At 71.2% G+C, this 18570-nt stretch carries 17 protein-coding genes; 8 read left to right on the top strand and 9 right to left on the bottom strand.

The features are described from left to right. Positions 1 to 129 precede the first annotated feature (129 nt). The 7 genes from OG776_RS14310 to OG776_RS14340 all read left to right on the top strand — a co-directional run bounded on the left by OG776_RS14310 (position 130) and on the right by OG776_RS14340 (position 6981). Entirely contained in the window at positions 130 to 648 is a 519-nt protein-coding gene (locus tag OG776_RS14310) for an Lrp/AsnC family transcriptional regulator (protein WP_148010704.1), read from the top strand. Continuing rightward, the gene (locus tag OG776_RS14315) at positions 633 to 2012 is read left to right on the top strand and encodes an aspartate aminotransferase family protein (protein WP_329320970.1); all 1380 of its coding nucleotides are present in this window, start codon (positions 633 to 635) and stop codon (positions 2010 to 2012) included. Before OG776_RS14310 ends, OG776_RS14315 begins: the two co-directional genes overlap by 16 nt. A 186-nt stretch (positions 2013 to 2198) precedes the next feature. Further along, positions 2199 to 2936 (top strand): ABC transporter ATP-binding protein, encoded by a 738-nt coding sequence (locus tag OG776_RS14320; protein WP_329320972.1) that lies wholly within the window; start codon positions 2199 to 2201, stop codon positions 2934 to 2936. After that, a complete protein-coding gene (locus tag OG776_RS14325; RefSeq protein WP_148010701.1) occupies positions 2918 to 4189 on the top strand; it encodes a hypothetical protein in 1272 nt (423 codons plus the stop codon). Before OG776_RS14320 ends, OG776_RS14325 begins: the two co-directional genes overlap by 19 nt. A 133-nt stretch (positions 4190 to 4322) precedes the next feature. Further along, a complete protein-coding gene (locus OG776_RS14330; RefSeq protein WP_148010700.1) occupies positions 4323 to 4730 on the top strand; it encodes a VOC family protein in 408 nt (135 codons plus the stop codon). A 302-nt stretch (positions 4731 to 5032) separates the two neighbouring features. Beyond that, positions 5033 to 6148 (top strand): LOG family protein, encoded by a 1116-nt coding sequence (locus tag OG776_RS14335; protein ID WP_148010699.1) that lies wholly within the window; start codon positions 5033 to 5035, stop codon positions 6146 to 6148. 149 nt (positions 6149 to 6297) lie between these two features. Continuing rightward, entirely contained in the window at positions 6298 to 6981 is a 684-nt protein-coding gene (locus OG776_RS14340; RefSeq protein WP_148010698.1) for an LAETG motif-containing sortase-dependent surface protein, read from the top strand. 143 nt (positions 6982 to 7124) lie between these two features. Here the strand turns inward: OG776_RS14340 and OG776_RS14345 are convergent, their stop codons facing one another. The 9 genes from OG776_RS14345 to rpsB form a co-directional block, all read right to left on the bottom strand. Then, the gene (locus tag OG776_RS14345) at positions 7125 to 8213 is read right to left on the bottom strand and encodes an ABC transporter ATP-binding protein (RefSeq protein WP_329320977.1); all 1089 of its coding nucleotides are present in this window, start codon (positions 8211 to 8213) and stop codon (positions 7125 to 7127) included. After that, positions 8213 to 9892, bottom strand: coding sequence for an ABC transporter permease (locus tag OG776_RS14350; RefSeq protein ID WP_187285709.1), 1680 nt, complete (start codon positions 9890 to 9892; stop codon positions 8213 to 8215). The genes OG776_RS14345 and OG776_RS14350 overlap by 1 nt, the downstream gene beginning before the upstream one ends. After that, positions 9868 to 10962 (bottom strand): thiamine ABC transporter substrate-binding protein, encoded by a 1095-nt coding sequence (locus tag OG776_RS14355; RefSeq protein ID WP_187285708.1) that lies wholly within the window; start codon positions 10960 to 10962, stop codon positions 9868 to 9870. The genes OG776_RS14350 and OG776_RS14355 overlap by 25 nt, the downstream gene beginning before the upstream one ends. Before the next feature lie 233 nt (positions 10963 to 11195). Next, the gene (rlmN, locus tag OG776_RS14360) at positions 11196 to 12302 is read right to left on the bottom strand and encodes a 23S rRNA (adenine(2503)-C(2))-methyltransferase RlmN (RefSeq protein WP_148010695.1); all 1107 of its coding nucleotides are present in this window, start codon (positions 12300 to 12302) and stop codon (positions 11196 to 11198) included. 294 nt (positions 12303 to 12596) lie between these two features. After that, on the bottom strand, positions 12597 to 13727 hold the full coding sequence (locus tag OG776_RS14365) for a phosphatidate cytidylyltransferase (protein ID WP_329320980.1): 1131 nt from the start codon (positions 13725 to 13727) through the stop codon (positions 12597 to 12599). Continuing rightward, on the bottom strand, positions 13727 to 14284 hold the full coding sequence (gene frr / locus OG776_RS14370; RefSeq protein WP_148010693.1) for a ribosome recycling factor: 558 nt from the start codon (positions 14282 to 14284) through the stop codon (positions 13727 to 13729). Before frr ends, OG776_RS14365 begins: the two co-directional genes overlap by 1 nt. Positions 14285 to 14421: 137 nt before the next feature. Continuing rightward, positions 14422 to 15192 (bottom strand): UMP kinase, encoded by a 771-nt coding sequence (gene pyrH / locus OG776_RS14375; protein ID WP_148010692.1) that lies wholly within the window; start codon positions 15190 to 15192, stop codon positions 14422 to 14424. Positions 15193 to 15371: 179 nt separating this feature from the next. Beyond that, on the bottom strand, positions 15372 to 16208 hold the full coding sequence (gene tsf / locus OG776_RS14380) for a translation elongation factor Ts (RefSeq protein ID WP_148010691.1): 837 nt from the start codon (positions 16206 to 16208) through the stop codon (positions 15372 to 15374). Positions 16209 to 16303: 95 nt separating this feature from the next. Next, positions 16304 to 17209, bottom strand: coding sequence for a 30S ribosomal protein S2 (gene rpsB, locus OG776_RS14385; protein ID WP_148010690.1), 906 nt, complete (start codon positions 17207 to 17209; stop codon positions 16304 to 16306). A gap of 271 nt (positions 17210 to 17480) precedes the next feature. Between rpsB and OG776_RS14390 the strand changes: the two genes are divergently transcribed. Beyond that, positions 17481 to 18203 carry a murein hydrolase activator EnvC family protein gene (locus OG776_RS14390; protein WP_329320984.1) on the top strand — a complete coding sequence of 241 codons (723 nt, stop codon included), beginning with the start codon at positions 17481 to 17483 and terminating at the stop codon, positions 18201 to 18203. Positions 18204 to 18570: the final 367 nt, after the last annotated feature.

An 18570-nucleotide genomic window follows, 5' to 3' on the forward strand; every position in this document is an offset into this window, starting at 1 on the left:
ACACCCACCCTAATCCGTGGCTCCACGTTTTCAACACCCCTGATGACCCCTCCACTGCGAAATCCGCAAAGTAGATACCCGTAAACAACGAATTTCATCGCTACAGCCTTGCGGAACCGTCGAGACGTCGTGCACAGTGAGGTCGTGGCCAGTCGAAGCGCAGACCCCAGGGACTCCACCCGCGAGTCCAGGAACGGAAGTCCCCAGCTGGACTCCGTCTCCCTCGCCATCATCGAGCAGCTCCAGCAGGACGGACGCCGTCCGTACGCCGCGATAGGCAAGGCCGTGGGCCTGTCCGAGGCGGCCGTGCGCCAGCGCGTACAGAAGCTGCTCGACCAGGGCGTGATGCAGATCGTCGCCGTCACGGACCCGCTCACCGTGGGCTTCCGCCGGCAGGCGATGGTCGGCGTCAACGTCGAGGGCGATCTCGACCCGGTGGCCGAGGCGCTGACGGCCATGCCGGAGGTCGAGTACGTGGTGATGACCGCGGGCTCGTTCGACATCCTCGCCGAGGTCGTCTGCGAGGACGACGACCACCTGCTGGACGTCATCAACAAACGCATCCGGGCACTGCCCGCCGTGCGCTCCACCGAGAGCTTCGTCTACCTGAAGCTCAAGAAACAGACCTACATGTGGGGAACCCGATAGCCGTGAGCAAGGACCTCAGCCGAACCGCGTACGACCACCTGTGGATGCACTTCACCCGCATGTCCTCGTACGAGAACGCGCCCGTTCCCACCATCGTCCGTGGTGAGGGCACCTACATCTACGACGACAAGGGCAAGCGCTACCTCGACGGTCTCGCGGGTCTGTTCGTGGTCCAGGCGGGCCACGGCCGCACCGAACTCGCGGAGACGGCGTTCAAGCAGGCGCAGGAGCTGGCCTTCTTCCCCGTCTGGTCCTACGCCCACCCCAAGGCCGTCGAGCTCGCCGAGCGCCTCGCCGACTACGCGCCCGGCGACCTGAACAAGGTCTTCTTCACCACCGGCGGCGGCGAGGCCGTCGAGACCGCGTGGAAGCTCGCCAAGCAGTACTTCAAGCTTCAGGGCAAGCCGACCAAGTACAAGGTCATCTCGCGCGCGGTCGCCTACCACGGCACCCCGCAGGGCGCCCTGTCGATCACCGGCCTGCCGGCGCTGAAGGCCCCCTTCGAGCCGCTGGTCCCCGGCGCCCACAAGGTCCCGAACACCAACATCTACCGCGCCCCGCTCTTCGGCGACGACCCCGAGGCCTTCGGCCGCTGGGCCGCCGACCAGATCGAGCAGCAGATCCTCTTCGAGGGCCCGGAGACGGTCGCGGCCGTCTTCCTGGAGCCGGTGCAGAACGCCGGCGGCTGCTTCCCGCCGCCGCCCGGCTACTTCCAGCGGGTCCGTGAGATCTGCGACCAGTACGACGTCCTGCTGGTGTCGGACGAGGTCATCTGCGCCTTCGGCCGCCTCGGCACGATGTTCGCCTGCGACAAGTTCGGCTACGTACCGGACATGATCACCTGCGCCAAGGGCATGACCTCGGGCTACTCCCCGATCGGCGCGTGCATCGTCTCCGACCGGATCGCCGAGCCGTTCTACAAGGGCGACAACACCTTCCTGCACGGCTACACCTTCGGCGGCCACCCCGTGTCGGCCGCGGTGGGCGTCGCCAACCTCGACCTGTTCGAGCGCGAGGGTCTCAACCAGCACGTGCTCGACAACGAGGCCAACTTCCTGCAGACCCTGCAGAAGCTGCACGACCTGCCGATCGTCGGTGACGTCCGCGGCAACGGCTTCTTCTACGGCATCGAGCTGGTGAAGGACAAGGCCACCAAGGAGACCTTCACGGACGAGGAGTCGGAGCGCGTGCTCTACGGCTTCGTCTCCAAGAAGCTCTTCGAGTACGGCCTCTACTGCCGCGCCGACGACCGCGGTGACCCGGTCATCCAGCTGTCGCCGCCGCTGATCTCCGACCAGTCGACCTTCGACGAGATCGAGGGGATCATCCGTCAGGTCCTGACGGAGGCGTGGACGAAGCTCTGATTCCGCCCGGCTGATCCACAACGGCCCCGGGGCGCCCGTTCGAGTGAGAATGGGCGCCCCGGGGCCGCGTGCTGTCCGGCCACCCGCCCCCGACTCCCTAGCGTGCCCAGTGACCGATCGGCCCTGCCTTCGTTCCCCCGTCCGGGGGATTGGCAGCGCAAATCAGATCTGAACGAGGTGTACGCGATGGTGGCCCCGCCGGACAACGACGTGCTCTGGGCACGCGCCCTGCACGTCAACCACAACGGTTCGCCCGCGCTCAGCGGTGTCTCGCTCGGCGTCCGCGAGGGCGAGATCCTCGCCGTCGGCGGCCCGCGCGCCAGCGGCAAGACCACCCTGCTCCAGTGCCTGTCCGGCCAGCTCCTGCCGCAGCAGGGCGAGGTCTGGTTCAACAGCGTGCCGGTGCACACCATGGGCGAGCTGGCCCGCGAACGCCTGCGCCGCGACCGCTTCGGCTGGATCGACCCCGTGCCCGTCCTCGTGCCCGAGCTGAACTCCTGGGAGAACGCGGCGCTGCCCCTGATGCTGCGCGGCTCGGGCCGGCGGGCCGCGAAGACCGCCGCCCTGGAATGGCTCGAACGCCTCGACATCGGCGACTGCGCCCGCAAGCGGCCGCACGCCCTGCTCCAGGCCGAACGGCAGCGCGTCGCCATCGCCCGCGCCCTGGTGCCCGCCCCCCAGGTCCTCTTCGCCGACGAGCCGACCGCCCCGCTGCACCGCGCCGACCGCGCCCACGTGCTGCGCACCCTGACCACCGCCGCCCGCTCGCACGGCATCACCGTCGTCCTCGCCACGCACGACGCGGACACCGCCGCGCTCGCCGACCGCACGGTCACCCTGCTCGACGGACGGCGTGTGAACACCGTCCACCTGCCCCCGGTCACCGAGACGGAAGGCCGGGCCGCGTGCTCGCTCTCCGTCTAGCCCGCGGGGCCCATCCCCTCGTCCAGCTGCGCAGGCTGCTGGTCGCCGCCTCCTCGGCCGGCACCGGCTTCCTGCTGCTGAGCGCGCTGGGATACGCCATGGCGCATCCCGACGCCCCGACCGGTGCGGCGCTGCGCCTCCTGTGGTGCCTCGCACCCGTCGCCGCCAGCGTCCACCTCGCGGTGGCGGTCGCCCGTACGGACCCGGGGACCCGGCCCCGTCCCGGACTCGCCGCGGTCGGCCTCGGCCCCGGACGTCTGATGGCCGTCTCGGCGGTCACCACCGCCCTGTCGACCACGCTGGGCTCGGCACTCGCGCTGCTGGTCTTCCTGCACCTGCGCGGCGATCTGCCCGGCACTCCCCTCGACGGCGCCACGACCGGCTTCCTCGCCGCGGACCAGCCGCTGCCGCTGCCCGCGGCCCTGACCCTGCTCCTCCTGGTGCCGCTCGCCTCGTCCGTCGCCGGCGCGCTCGCGCTGCGCCCGCGGACCGCCGTCCGGGGCGCCACGGCCCGCCGCGGCGCCACCGCCGCGCGGCTCCCCGCCGCCGGGTCGCCCGCGGACCCCGCTCCCGCGACGGCCCCGGCCGGTCCGGACGCCGACCGCCCGGAGCTCCCGCCGGACCCCCAGCCGCTCGCCCCTCCGCTGCCCGCGCCCGGCGGACTGCCCTGGGGCACCGCCGTCGTCGCGGCGGGCCTGGCCGTGGAGTCGTACGCGAGCCGCTCCGGAGCGGCCCCCGGCTCCGACCTGACGAGCCGGTTCGCGGGCAGCCCCGCCGGGGTGCTCGCCGGCTGGGCCCTCACCGCCGTGGGACTGGCCCTGGCCGGACCCGCCGTCACCCACCTCTGCGGATGGCTGCTGCAGGCCGTGCGCCCCGGCGCGCTGCGCCTGCTCGCCGGACGCGGCCTCCAGGAGGAGGCCCGCCGCATCGGGCGCCCGCTCGGAGTGGTCTGCGCGGTGGCGTCGGGCGCGTACGCCATGGCGACCGTGTACGCCGGAGCACGGCCCTCGATCGGGCCGCTCAGCACGCTCGGTGCGCTGCTCGTGGCCGGATGCGCCGTCGCGACGCTGTTCACGGCGGCGCTGGAGGCCAAGCACGCCCGCGCCGACACCACGGCGGCCCTGCTGCGGCTGGGGGCGCCCGCCTCGGTGCTGCGCAGCGCGGCCCTGCTCCGCGCCGGCGCGCTGCTCGCCGTGTTCGGGCCGCTGACCTGGCTGGTCGCGGAACTGGCGGCGATGCCGCTGGCCCGCTGAACCGGGACGGCTGAACAGCGACGGCTGAACAGGGATACGAATCCGTCCTCGCCGGGCCGATGAGTTCCGCGCGGACGGACGGTCCACCTCTCCGTACCGCACACGACCCCACCTCCACCGGGAGAGACCGCTCATGTACCAGCAGATGATCTTCGTGAACCTCGCCGTGAACGACGTCGACGCCTCGAAGAAGTTCTTCACCGAGCTCGGCTACACGATCAACCCGCAGTTCTCGACGGAGGACTGCGCCTGTGTCGTCATCAGCGACACGATCGTCGCCATGCTGCTGAGCAAGCAGCGGTACGCGGACTTCACGAAGAAGGAGATCGCGGACTCCGCCCGGACCAGCGAGGTGCTGCTGTGTCTGAGCGCCGAGAGCCGCGAGAAGGTCGACGAGCTGTGCGACAAGGCCCTCTCCGCGGGCGGCTCGGGCACCCGGGAGGCCCAGGACCACGGCTACATGTACGGCCGCTCCTTCGACGACCCGGACGGCCACACCTGGGAGGTCATGTGGATGGACCCGGCGGCCGTCCAGGGCTGAGCGTCCTCGGACACCCGGGGTCGCCGGCCCACGGCCGTCATGGCCCCGGACCCGCGGGCGGCGCCCGCCCCGTGCGCACCGGGTCCCCGGGTCGGGCGACGGCGGCCGAGGGCGGACCCCGTGGCCGGGCCGACCGTCCTCGTCGCCCAGGAGCTCCGTGCCGGGCCGGCGGGCGGCCGTCGGGGGCCGCGGCTCACGGCCCGCCGCCGCGTGTGGTTCCCGGGCGGCCCTCGTGGCACGGGTCCCGTGGCCGCCGGCGACCCGCCCGGTTCACCCGTCCGGCCCATGCCTAGCATGGCCGCGTGCAGCCAACTCCCCTCCACACCGGCCACGACCGTGAGATCGAGTCCCTCGCCGAGTTCGACGAGGTGGTCTCCGGGCGCGGCTCGCTCGCCCGGTTCCGCGTCCAGTCGATAGATCTGACGGACCGTACGGACGCACTGCTCTCCGTGGACACCTCGGGCGCCGTGTTCCTCGGCTGCCCGATGGACCCCGGTGCGGCGGCATCCGTGAGAGCCGCGGGCGCGCTGGTCTTCCCGCCCGTCCCCGGACTGCCCTTCGACCCGTACCGGGGCCTGCTCCACTCCCCCGACGAGCTCTTCGCGTCCCTCGACGCCGGATACGAGGCGACACCGGACGCCCTCACCTACACCTGGTTCCAGCACACCAAGGCCGACGGCGACATCTTCGCGTCGATGCTGCGCTCGATCCACGACGACGCGGTGTCCGACGCCCTCGACGAACTCCTCCTCGGCGCACGGGTGGTGGGCGTGATGGGCGGCCACGCGATGGCGCGCGGCACCCGCGCGTACGAGGGCGCGGCACTCCTGGGCCGCGAACTGGCGCGCTCCGGAATCATGGTGGCCACCGGCGGCGGCCCGGGCGCGATGGAGGCCGCCAACCTCGGCGCGTACGCGGCCCCGTTCGACGACACGATGCTCACCGAGGCGCTCCGGCTGCTCGCCGGGGCGCCCTCGTTCAGCCCGTCCGTCACCGACTGGGCGCGCGCCGCGTTCACGGTGCGGGAGCGCTGGCCCGACGGCGGCCCCTCGGTCGGCATACCGACCTGGTTCTACGGTCACGAGCCGCCGAACCCGTTCGCCGCGCACATCGCCAAGTACTTCGCCAACTCGACGCGGGAGGACGGGCTGTTGGCCCGTTCCAACGCGGGCGTCGTCTTCCTGCCGGGCGCCGCCGGGACCGTACAGGAGATCTTCGACAACGCGACCCCGAACTACTACGAGTCGCGCGGGGAGCCCACTCCGATGGTGCTCGTGGACCGCGCGCACTGGACCGAACGGCACCCCACCTGGCCGCTCCTCCAATCCCTCGCCCGTGACCGGTCGATGGAGAACCGGATCGCTCTGGTGGACCGGATCGAGGACGCTCCGGAGGCTCTCAAACGCCTCGGTGGTTAACGACATGGCAAAGCCGACGGCACGGCAGGGCATATGCATTGACAGGCCTTAGCTGGCACTTATAGACCTGTGTGGCCTAAGGGAGTCCTGTTGCCACAGCAGAACACCCCTCAAACCCCCCGCAGTTGCGCAATCTGTGAAGGGCAATCGTGTCCATATCTCGCCGTACCGCACGTTCTGTGCGCATCCTCGGTGTTGCCTCCGCCACGGCCGCGCTCGCGCTCGGTGTCGCCGGCAACGCACTTGCTTGCAATATCCGTGACTTCTCGGCCGTCGCCTCGTGCGACGACAACGGGAAGGGCATCATCACCGTGACCGACACCGACGCCTCCGGTGTCGAGGCCACGGTCTCCGTCTTCCTCGAGACCAACGGCGCCGACGCCCGCCAGGTCGGCTCCGAGACGGTCAAGGGCACCCGCGAGGGCGCCAAGGTCACCTTCTCCGAGGACTGGGCGCCCAACGCCACGTACCGCGTCCACGTCACGGCCGGGAAGATCGTCGACAAGGACATCTCGCCCCAGCTGACCACGCCCTCCAAGGCGTGCAAGTCCGACGAGTCGCCTTCTCCGACGCCGAAGCCGTCGGAGAGCTCCTCCTCCCCCGCCCCCTCGGAGTCGGCTTCCGCGACCCCGTCGGAGTCGGAGAGCAGCGCCGCGCCCGCGACGCCGGGGGACAACGCCCCGTCGCCCGCGGTCGGTGACTCCAACCTCGCCGAGACCGGTGCGAACTCCAACACCCCGATGATCGCCGGCATCGCCGGTGCTCTCGTGGTCGTCGGCGGCGGAGCGGTCTTCTTCGGCATGCGCCGCCGCGGCGCCTCGAAGGCCGGCTGAACCGCACCACGCCTGTAGCACCGTGTGGCCCGGCCCCTCCTGGAGGGGACGGGCCACGTCTGCCCCGGCCTCCAGCCGGCCGCCGCGTCCCGCCGGAGCGCAACGCTCGCGGTGCCGCATGCCCGCCGGTGGAGGCCGCGGTCCTAGCCGAGCACGACGACCTCGGCCGCGTCGAACGCCACCGCGACCCGGTCGCCGGTCGCGGGCGCCTCCCGCAGCGCGCACGCCGCCTCCAGCCGCGGCGCGCCCTCCGGCCGAAGCCCCACGGCGACATGGGTGCCCCGGAAGGTACGTGCGGTCACGGTGCAGGCCAGCCCGTCCGCGGACGCGACCAGCCGTACGCCCGCGGGCCGCACCAGCAGCGTGCGGGGCCCCTGCGGGGAGCCCTCCGGCACCGGGAGCTTCCCCCACGGGGTGTCCGCCGCGCGGCCGGTCACCGTCGCGTCCACGACGTTGTCGAAACCGAGGAAGCGCGCCACGAACTCGTCCGCCGGACGCTGCCAGACCTCAAGTGGCGTACCCGACTGGGCGATCCGCCCGTCGCGCATCACCACGACCCGGTCGGCCAGCGCGAAGGCCTCACCCTGGTCGTGCGTGACGGCGAGCACCGTCGTGCCCAACCGGCCGAAGAGTTCCCGGAGTTCGATGACCAGTCGTTCGCGCAGCGAGCGGTCCAGCTGGCCGAGCGGTTCGTCGAGCATCAGCAGCCGGGGGCGCGGGGCGAGGGCACGGGCCAGCGCGACCCGCTGCTGCTCTCCCCCGGACAGGGCGGCGACGGCCCGGGACGCGGCACCGGGCAGTCCTACCAGATCCAGCAACTCACGCACGCGCAGCGCCTGTTGATCCCGGGACGCGCCGTGCATCCGGAGGCCGAAGGCGACGTTGCCGCCCACGTCCCGCTGCGGGAAGAGCTGGTGGTCCTGGAACATCAGCCCGACGCCGCGCCGGTGCGCGGGCACCCCCGCCTGGTCACGGCCGTCCAGGAACACCCGGCCCGCGTCGAGCGGCTGCAGCCCCGCCACCACCCGCAGCAGTGTGGACTTGCCGCTGCCGCTCGGCCCGAGCACGCACACGATCTCCCGCTCCGCGACCTCCAGACCGACGGCGTCCAGCACGGGCCTGCCGCCGAAGCGCACGGTCGCCGCCTCGACGCCGAGCAGGGCGCCCGGCACCGATGCCCCGGGACCCCCGTCCGTCGTGCCGGCCGCCGTGCCGGTGCCGGGCTTCGCCATCAGAACTCCCCTGTCCGGTCGGTCCGTATCCGCTCCAACAGCAGCAGCGCCACCGCGCACACCACCATCAGGATCGTCGAAAGGGCCATCGCCTGGCCGTAGTTGAGGTCTCCGGCGCGCCCGAGCAGGCGCGCCACCGCGACCGGCAGCGTCGGGTTGTCGGGGCGCGCGATGAAGACCGTGGCCCCGAACTCCCCCAGCGACACCGCGAAGGCGAACCCCGCCGCGATCAGCAGCGCCCGCCGCACCATCGGCAGGTCGACCTCCCGCCACACCCGCCACGGCGAGGCACCGAGCACCGACGCCGCCTCCCGCAGCCGTCCGTCCACGGCACGCAGCACGGGCAGCATGGTACGTACGACGAAGGGGACGCCCACCAGCGCCTGCGCGAGCGGCACCAGGATCCAGCTGCTCCTGAGGTCGAGCGGCGGCTCGTCCAGCGCGATCAGGAACCCGAACCCGACGGTCACCGCGGACACGCCGAGCGGCAGCATCAGCAGCGCGTCGAAGCCCCGTACGAGCCGGCCGGCGCGGCCGGTGAGAGCGACGGCCGCCAGACCTCCGACGGCCACCGCGATCGCGGTGGCCGCGAGCGCGTACTCCAGCGAGTTGCCGACCGCCTCGATCGGGGCGACCAGGAAGAGGCCGCCGTCGTCGGAGGCCAGCGCCCGGTAGTAGCCGAACCCGAAGCCGCCGGGAGTGTCCAGGGAGCGCTGCACCAGGACCCCGAGCGGCAGCACGAGCAGGACCGCGACGCTCGCGAGCACACCGGTGAGCAGCGCCCACTGTCCGGCCCCGCGCGGCCGGCGCGCGGTCGTCTCCGGGGCCACCAGGCGCAGCGCCGTCTCCCGGCGGCGCACGGTCCCGGCGTGGACGGCGAGGATCGCGCCGACGGCGACGAACTGGATGATCGTCAGCACCGCCGCGGTCGCGAGGTCGAAGATCTCCGAGGTCTGCCGGTAGATCTCGACCTCCAGGGTGGAGAAGGTCGGTCCGCCGAGGATCTGCACCACCCCGAAGGAGGTGAAGGTGAACAGGAAGACCATGAGCGCCGCGGCGGCCACGGCCGGGGTGAGGGCCGGGAGCGTCACCCTGCGCCAGGCCGCGAACCGGGAGGCGCCGAGCATCCGCGCGGCCTCCTCCTGACGCGGGTCGAGCTGCGACCAGAGACCGCCGACCGTGCGGACGACCACCGCGTAGTTGAAGAAGACGTGCGCGAGCAGGATCGCCCAGACGGTGGTGTCGAGCCGGACGCCCCACAGGCCGTCCAGGAGCCCGCCGCGGCCGATCAGTGCCAGGAACGCCGTGCCGACGACGACCGTGGGCAGCACGAAGGGGACGGTCACCACCGCGCGCAGCACCTGCTTGCCCCGGAAGTCGAAGCGCGCGAGGACATAGGCGCCGGGGAGCGCGATCAGCAGGGTGAGCGCGGTCGAGGCGAGCGCCTGCCACGTGGTGAACCACAGCACGTGCCGGATGTCGGACCGGCCGAGCACCTCACCGATCCGCCCGAAGCGCCAGACCCCGTCGATCCTGAGCCCGCGGGCCACGATCGCCGTGACGGGGTAGGCGAAGAAGACGGCGAAGAACGCGACCGGCAGGGCCATGAGCCCCAGCCGCCGCGCGCTCCCCCGCCTCCTGGCGGCCGCCTCCGCTACTTCAGTACGAGCGAGGTCCACGATTTGACCCACTGGTCACGGTTCTTGGCGATGTCGGCCGGGGCCAGGGTCTCGGGGTGCGCGGCCTGCGGGCCGAACTTCGTGAACACCTCCGGCACCTTGGCGCCCTCCCGCACCGGGTACACGAACATGTTCAGCGGCATGTCCTCCTGGAACCGGGAGCTGATGAGGAAGTCCAGCAGCGCCTTGCCGCCCTTGGTGTTCTTCGCGTTGCTCAGCAGCCCCGCGTACTCGACCTGGCGGAAGCAGGTGCCGTCCCCGACCCCGGTCGGCGCGGTCTTCGGCCTGGGGTCGGCGTAGACCACCTCGGCGGGCGGGGACGAGGCGTACGAGACGACCAGCGGGCGGTCGGCCTTGGCCTTCCTGCCGCCGGCCGACCCCGAGAACTCGTCGTTGTAGGCCTGCTCCCAGCCGTCGACCACCTTCACGCCGTTGGCCTTGAGCTTCTTCCAGTAGTCCTGCCATCCGGCGTCCCCGTACTTCGCGGCCGTCCCGAGCAGGAAACCGAGGCCGGGCGAGGAGGTGGAGGCGTTCTCGGTGACGAGGAGGTCCTTGTAGGCGGGCTTGACCAGATCGTCGAAGGAGGCCGGCGGGGCCAGCTTGTGCTCGCTGAAGTAGGCCTTGTCGTAGTTGACGCAGATGTCGCCGGAGTCGATGGGCGTGACCCGGTGCTTCTCCTGGTCGACCCGGTACTGCGGGTCGATCCGGTCGGAGTCCTCGGGCTCGTACGGCTGGAACAGCCCGTTGTCGAGCGCGCGGGAGAGCAGCGTGTTGTCGACGCCGAAGAAGACGTCGCCCTGCGGGTTGTCCTTGGTCAGGACGGCCTTGTTCACGGCCTGGCCGGCGTCGCCGTCCTTGAGGATCCTGACCTTGTAGCCCGACTCCCGCTCGAAGGCCCGCAGCACGCTCTTGGAGTAGGCGAAGGAGTCGTGGCTGACGAGGGTCACGGTCCGGGAGTCCGCCTCGTCCCCGGAGCCGGACGAGCCGCACGCGGACAGCGTGACGAGGCCCAGGGCGACGGCGACGGCCGCGGCCGTCCTCTTCTTGAGGCGCACTTTCGTGGTGCTCACTGAATTCCTCCTGGGATGACCAGGAAGAGACGCGGCCCTGCCCGGGAACCGGCGGTTCCCGAGCAGGGCGCAACAGCTTGAGTGATGCCCGAACTTCCTACCCAGAATGACCTGGGCGAGGTTCAGAGGGTCTGCGGCCCACCGGTGGTCCGGCTGCCGCACTCTCAGCGCTGTGGCGCTCCCCTGTCGGATATGAAGATGTCGGAATATGAAAATGTACGTGCCGGGTCAGACTACCGCTCGGTGGCCGCGAGCTGGCCGCACGCCCCGTCGATCTCCTGGCCCCGGGTGTCCCGGACGGTGACCGGCACGCCGTGCGCCGCGATCGCCTCGACGAACGCCTTCTCGTCCTCGGGCCGCGAGGCGGTCCACTTCGAGCCCGGCGTCGGGTTCAGCGGGATGAGGTTGACGTGCACGGGCTTGCCCTTCAGCAGCCGTCCGAGCCGGTCACCGCGCCACGCCTGGTCGTTGATGTCCCGGATGAGGGCGTACTCGATGGAGAGCCGGCGCCCCGACCTCGCCGCGTACTCCCAGCCCGCGTCGAGCACCTCCCGCACCTTCCACCGCGTGTTCACGGGGACGAGGGTGTCGCGCAGCTCGTCGTCCGGGGCGTGCAGGGAGATGGCGAGGCGGCACTTGAAGCCCTCATCGGCGAACCGGTGGATGGCGGGGACCAGCCCGACCGTCGACACGGTGATGCCGCGCTGGGAGAGCCCGACGCCGTCCGGCTCAGGGTCGGTGAGCGCGCGGATGGCACCCACGACGCGCTTGTAGTTGGCGAGCGGCTCGCCCATCCCCATGAAGACGATGTTGCTCAGCCGCGCCGGTCCGCCGGGGATCTCGCCGTCCCGCAGCGCCCGCATGCCGTCCACGATCTGGTGCACGATCTCGCCGGTCGACAGGTTCCGGTCCAGTCCGGCCTGCCCGGTGGCGCAGAACGGGCAGTTCATCCCGCATCCGGCCTGGGAGCTGATGCACATGGTCACCCGGTCCGGGTAGCGCATCAGCACGGACTCGACGAGCGTGCCGTCGAAGAGCCGCCACAGGGTCTTGCGGGTGGTGTCCTGGTCGGTCGACAGATGCCGGACGACGGTCATCAGCTCGGGAAGCAGCGCTTCCTGGAGCTTGCCGCGCGCGGCGGCCGGGATGTCCGTCCACTCCGCGGGGTCGTGCGCGAACCGGGCGAAGTAGTGCTGAGAGAGCTGCTTGGCGCGAAACGGCTTCTCCCCGATCGCGGCAACGGCCTCTTTACGCTCGGCGGGCGTGAGGTCGGCGAGGTGCCGCGGCGGCTTCTTGGCTGCGCGGGGGGCGACGAATGTGAGTTCTCCGGGCTTCGGCATAACCGTTCCAGTGTCGCAGATCAACACCACCGCCCCGGGCCGGTGGTGGGGTGGGGACGGTCACGCGGAACCCGTACCCGAAGCCGCCGCTCCGCTGCCCCACCGCGCCGGGCTCACGTGCCCGGACCGACGTGCCCGGAACCCGTGCGCCGACCCGCGGCCCGTGACCCGTGCCCCGCCCCTCATGCCGGGGACCCGTGCCCCGACCGCCCGGACACGCGTGCGCGGCGGGGACATGCGGCAGGGGGCCCGCCGTCCCGTGGACGACGGACCCCCTGCCGGTGGCGGTGCGGGTCAGCCGGAACCTACGAAGATCACCAGCAGCAGCCAGACCACGGGGGCCGTCGGCAGCAGGGAGTCCAGGCGGTCCATGATGCCGCCGTGCCCCGGCAGCAGCGTGCCCATGTCCTTGATGCCCAGGTCCCGCTTGATCATGGACTCGCCGAGGTCACCGAGCGTGGCGGTCGCGGCGACCGCCAGGCCGATGATCAGGCCCTGCCACCACGTGCCGTCCTCGATCAGGAACTGCAGGCACAGCGCGCCCCCGACCATCGCGAAGAGAACCGCTCCGACCAGGCCCTCCCGGGTCTTGCCGGGGCTGATGCGGGGCGCGAGCTTGTGCTTGCCGAAGCGCCAGCCGATCGCGTACGCGCCGGTGTCGCTGACGACCGTCAGCAGCAGGAACGTCAGGACGCGGCGCGGGCCGTCGTCCGCGGTCAGCATCATCGCCACGAAGGTCGCCAGGAACGGCACGTAGAAGGCCGCGAAGACCCCCGCAGTGACGTCCTTGAGGTAACCCTCGGGCGGCTCCGTCATGCGCCAGACCAGGACCGCGAGCGCGGTGAGCGCGACCGCGACCCAGGCGCCCTCGGCACCCCGTACGTAGCCGGCGACGACCATGGCCGCGCCGCCCACCGCCAGGGGCACGAGCGGCGCCTTGATGCCCTTGCGTTCCTCGAGCCGCGAGGTGAGCTCCCACAGCCCCACCACCACGGCGACGGCCACCACCCCGACGAACACGGCCTTGACGATGAACAGCGACGCGACGATCACCGCACCGAGCCCGACGCCCACTCCTATCGCGGCACCCAGGTCGCGGCCCGCGCTCTTCTTCGGCGCGGGGGCGGCGGGCTGTGGGGCGGCGCTGGGCATGGGCTCCTGCGGCTTCTGCGACGGGTTCCCGTAGGACCCCGCCGACGGTCTCTCGTCGCGGACCGGGGGGCCGCTCAGCCGAGCGGCCCCCCGGTCGTCATCCTGGTCTCCGCCGTGTGCGGGTTCCTCGGGCACGATGGGCATGGGGCGAGTGTGCTGCGCGTCCTGCGCATCGTACGCGGGACCCGCCGGGCCTGCCCCCTGGGCAGACCCCTGCTCGGAGGGTCCCCAGTACCCGGCTTGCGGCGGAGCCCCCCAGGAAGAGTCGTTCATCAGACCTCGAGCAGCTCCGCTTCCTTGTGCTTCAGGAGCTCGTCCACCTGGGCGACGTACTTCGCGGTGGTGTCGTCGAGCTCCTTCTCAGCACGGCGGCCCTCGTCCTCGCCGACCTCGCCGTCCTTGATCAGCTTGTCGATGCTCTCCTTCGCCTTGCGGCGCACGGAGCGGATCGAGATCTTGGCGTCCTCGCCCTTGGTCTTGGCGACCTTGATGAACTCCTTGCGGCGCTCCTGGGTCAGCTCCGGGAACACCACGCGGATGATGCTGCCGTCATTGCTCGGGTTGACACCCAGGTCGGAGTCGCGGATCGCCTGTTCGATGTTGCGCAGCGCGCTCTTGTCGAACGGGGTGACCACGGCCATGCGCGGTTCGGGAACCGCGAACGAGGCCAGCTGGTTGATCGGCGTCAGCGCGCCGTAGTAGTCGGCCACGATCTTGTTGAACATCGCCGGGTGCGCACGGCCGGTGCGGATCGCGGCGAAGTCCTCCTTGGCGACCACGACGGCCTTCTCCATCTTCTCCTCGGCCTCGAGGAGGGTCTCTTCGATCACCACTTGCTCCTGCGTGTCTTGAGTAGGCCCGGCAGCTGTTCCTCGTCGGGATGGCAGCCGGCTGCGTCGCGTCTTGTTCCTGCACGGTTCCGGACCGGCAGGACATTGTCCATCCCCCGGTCAGGGTCCGTCCCGGGTCAGGCCCGGCCGCTTGGGTCACCCACGAGTGTGCCGATCTTCTCACCCTTGACGGCCCGCGCGATATTGCCCTCGGCCAGCAGCTCGAAGACCAGGATCGGCAGCTTGTTGTCACGGCACAGCGTGATCGCGGTCATGTCGGCGACCTTGAGGTCGCGGGTGATGACCTCGCCGTAGCTGAGCGAGTCGAACTTGACGGCCTCGGGGTTGGTCTTGGGGTCGGAGTCGTAGACCCCGTCGACACCGTTCTTGCCCATCAGCAGGGCCTCGGCGTCGATCTCCAGGGCACGCTGGGCGGCCGTGGTGTCGGTGGAGAAGTACGGCATACCCATACCGGCGCCGAAGATGACCACACGGCCCTTCTCCAGGTGCCGTACGGCGCGCAGCGGAATGTACGGCTCGGCGACCTGCCCCATGGTGATGGCGGTCTGCACGCGGCTGTCGATGCCCTCCTTCTCCAGGAAGTCCTGGAGGGCGAGGCAGTTCATCACGGTGCCGAGCATGCCCATGTAGTCGGAGCGTGCCCGGTCCATGCCGCGCTGCTGGAGCTCGGCGCCGCGGAAGAAGTTGCCGCCGCCGATGACGACGGCGATCTGGGCACCCCCGCGCACGACGGCCGCGATCTCGCGGGCGATCTTGTGCACCACGTCGGGATCGACGCCCAGTCCGCCGCCACCGGCGAACGCCTCACCGGAAAGCTTCAGCATGAAGCGTCCGGCGCCTTTGCCGTCGTCGGTCTGCTCGCCCTTGTCGGCCTGGGTGCTGGTCATGGAGATCTCCTCATGGTGCACATACGAAGAAGGCCATTGCCGGTGGGGTGTTGGCTCCCATGCTCGGCAATGGCCTCCTCGTCAGATCTGCTGTCGTCCGGCACACACACGCGCGTGCCGGCGTACGCGGACGACTGCTGTCGACCCTATAGGGGTCGCGCGTCGATCGCTGTACGGACTCAGATGCCGACCTTGATGCGCGCGAAGCGCTTCAGGGCGACACCGGCCTCGTCCAGGACCTGCTGGACGGACTTCTTCTGGTCCAGCGCGTAGGGCTGGCCCAGCAGGGTGGCCTCCTTGAAGAAGGCGTTGACGCGACCCTCGACGATCTTCGGGAGGGCGGCCTCGGGCTTGCCCTCGGCGCGGGTCGTCTCCTCGGCGACGCGACGCTCGGACTCGACGACCTCGGCCGGGACGTCCTCGCGGGAGAGGTACTTCGGCGCGAAGGCGGCGATGTGCTGCGCGACACCCTTGGCGAGGGCGGCGTCGGCCTTGTCCAGCTCGACCAGGACACCGATCTGCGGGGGCAGGTCGGGCATGGTGCGGTGCATGTACGAGGCCACGTAGACGCCGGAGAACTGGGCGAAGCGGTCCAGGACGATCTTCTCGCCCAGGTTGGCGTTGGCCTCGTCGACGAACGCCTGAACCGTCTTGCCGGGCTCGATCTCGGAGCCCAGGAGGGCCTCGAGGTCGGCCGGGGAGGTCTTGGTGACGTGGTCGGCGATCTGCGCGGCGACGGCCTGGAACTTCTCGCCCTTGGCGACGAAGTCCGTCTCGCACTTCAGCTCGACCAGGACACCGGAAGTGTTGTCGCCGGCGATGACGGAGACCACAGCGCCGTTCTCGGCGGAGCGGCCCTCGCGCTTGGCGACGCCCTTCTGGCCCTTGATGCGCAGTTCCTCGACGGCCTTGTCGACGTTGCCGTCGGCCTCGTCGAGCGCCTTCTTGCAGTCCATCATGCCTGCGCCGGTGAGCTCACGGAGCTTCTTGACGTCGGCGGCGGTGTAGTTCGCCATGATTCCTGGAATCTCTCTCGAAGTCTGAAGATCTACGGGCCGGACGGCGGGGGCTTGGTGCGCCCCCGCCGTCCGTGACCCGAAGGGGTGAGGGGTCAGGCCTGCTCGGCGTCCGCGGCAGGCGCCTCGACGGCCTCGGCCTCGGCCTCGGCGACGGGAGCCTCGGCCTGCTCGGCGTCGGCAACCTTCTCCGTCTCGGCGGAGGTCTGGACCTCGGCCTCGTCGGCCTTCTTCTCGCCCTCGAGGAGGTCGCGCTCCCACGCGGCGAGCGGCTCGCCCGCGGCCTTGTCACCCTCGGCCTTGCCGGCACCGGAGCGGGCGATGAGGCCCTCGGCGACGGCGTCGGCGATCACGCGGGTGAGCAGGGTGACGGAGCGGATCGCGTCGTCGTTGCCCGGGATCTTGTAGTCGACCTCGTCGGGGTCGCAGTTGGTGTCGAGGATGGCGACGACCGGGATGTTGAGCTTCCGGGCCTCACCGACCGCGATGTGCTCCTTCTTGGTGTCCACGATCCAGACGGCGCTGGGCACCTTCTGCATCTCGCGGATACCACCGAGGGTCTTCTCCAGCTTGGCCTTCTCGCGCGAGAGCACGAGAAGCTCCTTCTTGGTGAGACCGGACGCGGCGACGTCCTCGAAGTCGATCTGCTCGAGCTCCTTGAGGCGCTGCAGACGCTTGTAGACGGTCGAGAAGTTGGTGAGCATGCCGCCCAGCCAGCGCTGGTTGACGTAGGGCATGCCGACGCGGGTGGCCTGCTCGGCGATGGCCTCCTGCGCCTGCTTCTTCGTGCCGACGAACATGACCGTGCCGCCGTGGGCGACGGTCTCCTTGACGAACTCGTAGGCGCGGTCGATGTACGACAGCGACTGGAGCAGGTCGATGATGTAGATGCCGTTGCGCTCCGTGAAGATGAAGCGCTTCATCTTCGGGTTCCAACGACGGGTCTGGTGACCGAAGTGGACGCCGCTTTCCAGCAGCTCCCGCATCGTGACGACGGCCATGGCCGTTCTCCTTGGTGTTCTCGGTTGTGCCGCGTGTGCCGGACGGCACTCGCGCCTGACGCCCGCTGATGCGCCTTGCCACGAGGGACCGAGAGGCGCTGACACCGGCTTTTGACAACCGCGTGTCGGGGCGTGCGAAGTCGACCCGGTGACCCGGATCGCCACGAGAAGTGTACGGGACCCGCGAGGTGCGGGGTGACGCCGCTGTCCACAACCGGCCGGTGGTCCACAGCCCCCGGCCAGGATCCGCCCGATGCGGGACCGTTCTCGCATGCGAGCGAAACGACAAGTGCGTACGTGGCTGCAGTTGCTGTCGGGAATCACGATGGGCGCGCTGACCCTTCCCACCGCCTCCACCACGTCCGACGCGCAAGGTATGCGTACGGCGTCGGCGTCGGCGTCCGTGCCGGCATCCGCGCCGGTGCCGCGCGCCTCCTCGAGGCCCCCGTCCCCGTCCTCTCCGAACGGTCCGGCGCCTCCGGCACCCGGGGAACCGCCGGGCGGCGACACCAGCGTCCCGGCGGTCGCCCGGCTCTGGCCGGTGGGCACCAGGCCCGCTGTCCTCCGGGCCTGGCAGCCGCCGCCGACGCCCTACGGCCGCGGCCACCGGGGCGTCGACCTCGCGGCAGAACCGGGCTCTCACGTCCGGTCCGTCGCCCCGGGCCGCGTCTCCTTCGCCGGCCGGGTCGCCGGCCGCGGAACGGTCGCCGTCGAGCTGACCGGCACCGGCGCCCCACCCCTGCGCATCACCTTCACCCCGGTAAGGGCCACGGTGAAGAAGGGCGACGAGGTGACCGCTGGCGAGGTACTGGGCACGCTCGAGACGGACGGCTCCCACTGCCCCGCGAGCTGCCTCCACTGGGGCCTGCTGAGAGACCGGACCTACCTCGACCCGCTCTCCCTGCTGCCCGCATGGCTGCTCCACGTCGCACCGTCCCGTCTCCTGCCCGTGCCTACGGGCGACGACCACGGTCCGGGACCACGGATGCGGTGAGGGGCGCGGAGGCAGGCGGGGCGGGGCGGAGGGCCGAAGGGCAGGAGGAGGCAAGCGGCGGGAAGCAGAGGCTGCGAGCGGCGGCCGGGACCATGTGCAGGCGGCGACGCCGGGCCGCGGACGACCGTCGGGGCGGGACCCGTGAGCAGTGGGTTCTTGGCCCCGGGCCGGGTGGGGAGGGGGCGGGCGCCGACGTACGGGGCCGGCTCGGGCACGCAGGCGGGCGAGGTGCGCGCGGGTGGGCGGGCCCCGGCGCGAGGTGGGCGGGCCCGGCGCGAGGTGGGCGGGCCCCGGCGCGGGGTGGGTGGGGCTCGACGGGCGGCTGGGGCGCGGGCCGGTGCCACGAGTGTGGCCGGGGCGTTCGTGC

The organism is Streptomyces sp. NBC_01689 (assembly GCF_036250675.1).
Lineage (GTDB): Bacteria > Actinomycetota > Actinomycetes > Streptomycetales > Streptomycetaceae > Streptomyces.

What these genes read in the sequence shown, in the direction of transcription:
- rlmN (WP_148010695.1), bottom strand. Translation starts at nt 12,302, where the DNA reads ATGCCGAAGCCCGGAGAACTCACATTCGTCGCCCCCCGCGCAGCCAAG.
- OG776_RS14320 (WP_329320972.1), top strand. Translation starts at nt 2,199, where the DNA reads ATGGTGGCCCCGCCGGACAACGACGTGCTCTGGGCACGCGCCCTGCAC.
- tsf (WP_148010691.1), bottom strand. Translation starts at nt 16,208, where the DNA reads ATGGCGAACTACACCGCCGCCGACGTCAAGAAGCTCCGTGAGCTCACC.
- OG776_RS14330 (WP_148010700.1), top strand. Translation starts at nt 4,323, where the DNA reads ATGTACCAGCAGATGATCTTCGTGAACCTCGCCGTGAACGACGTCGAC.
- OG776_RS14390 (WP_329320984.1), top strand. Translation starts at nt 17,481, where the DNA reads ATGCGAGCGAAACGACAAGTGCGTACGTGGCTGCAGTTGCTGTCGGGA.
- rpsB (WP_148010690.1), bottom strand. Translation starts at nt 17,209, where the DNA reads ATGGCCGTCGTCACGATGCGGGAGCTGCTGGAAAGCGGCGTCCACTTC.
- pyrH (WP_148010692.1), bottom strand. Translation starts at nt 15,192, where the DNA reads ATGACCAGCACCCAGGCCGACAAGGGCGAGCAGACCGACGACGGCAAA.
- OG776_RS14345 (WP_329320977.1), bottom strand. Translation starts at nt 8,213, where the DNA reads ATGGCGAAGCCCGGCACCGGCACGGCGGCCGGCACGACGGACGGGGGT.
- OG776_RS14365 (WP_329320980.1), bottom strand. Translation starts at nt 13,727, where the DNA reads ATGAACGACTCTTCCTGGGGGGCTCCGCCGCAAGCCGGGTACTGGGGA.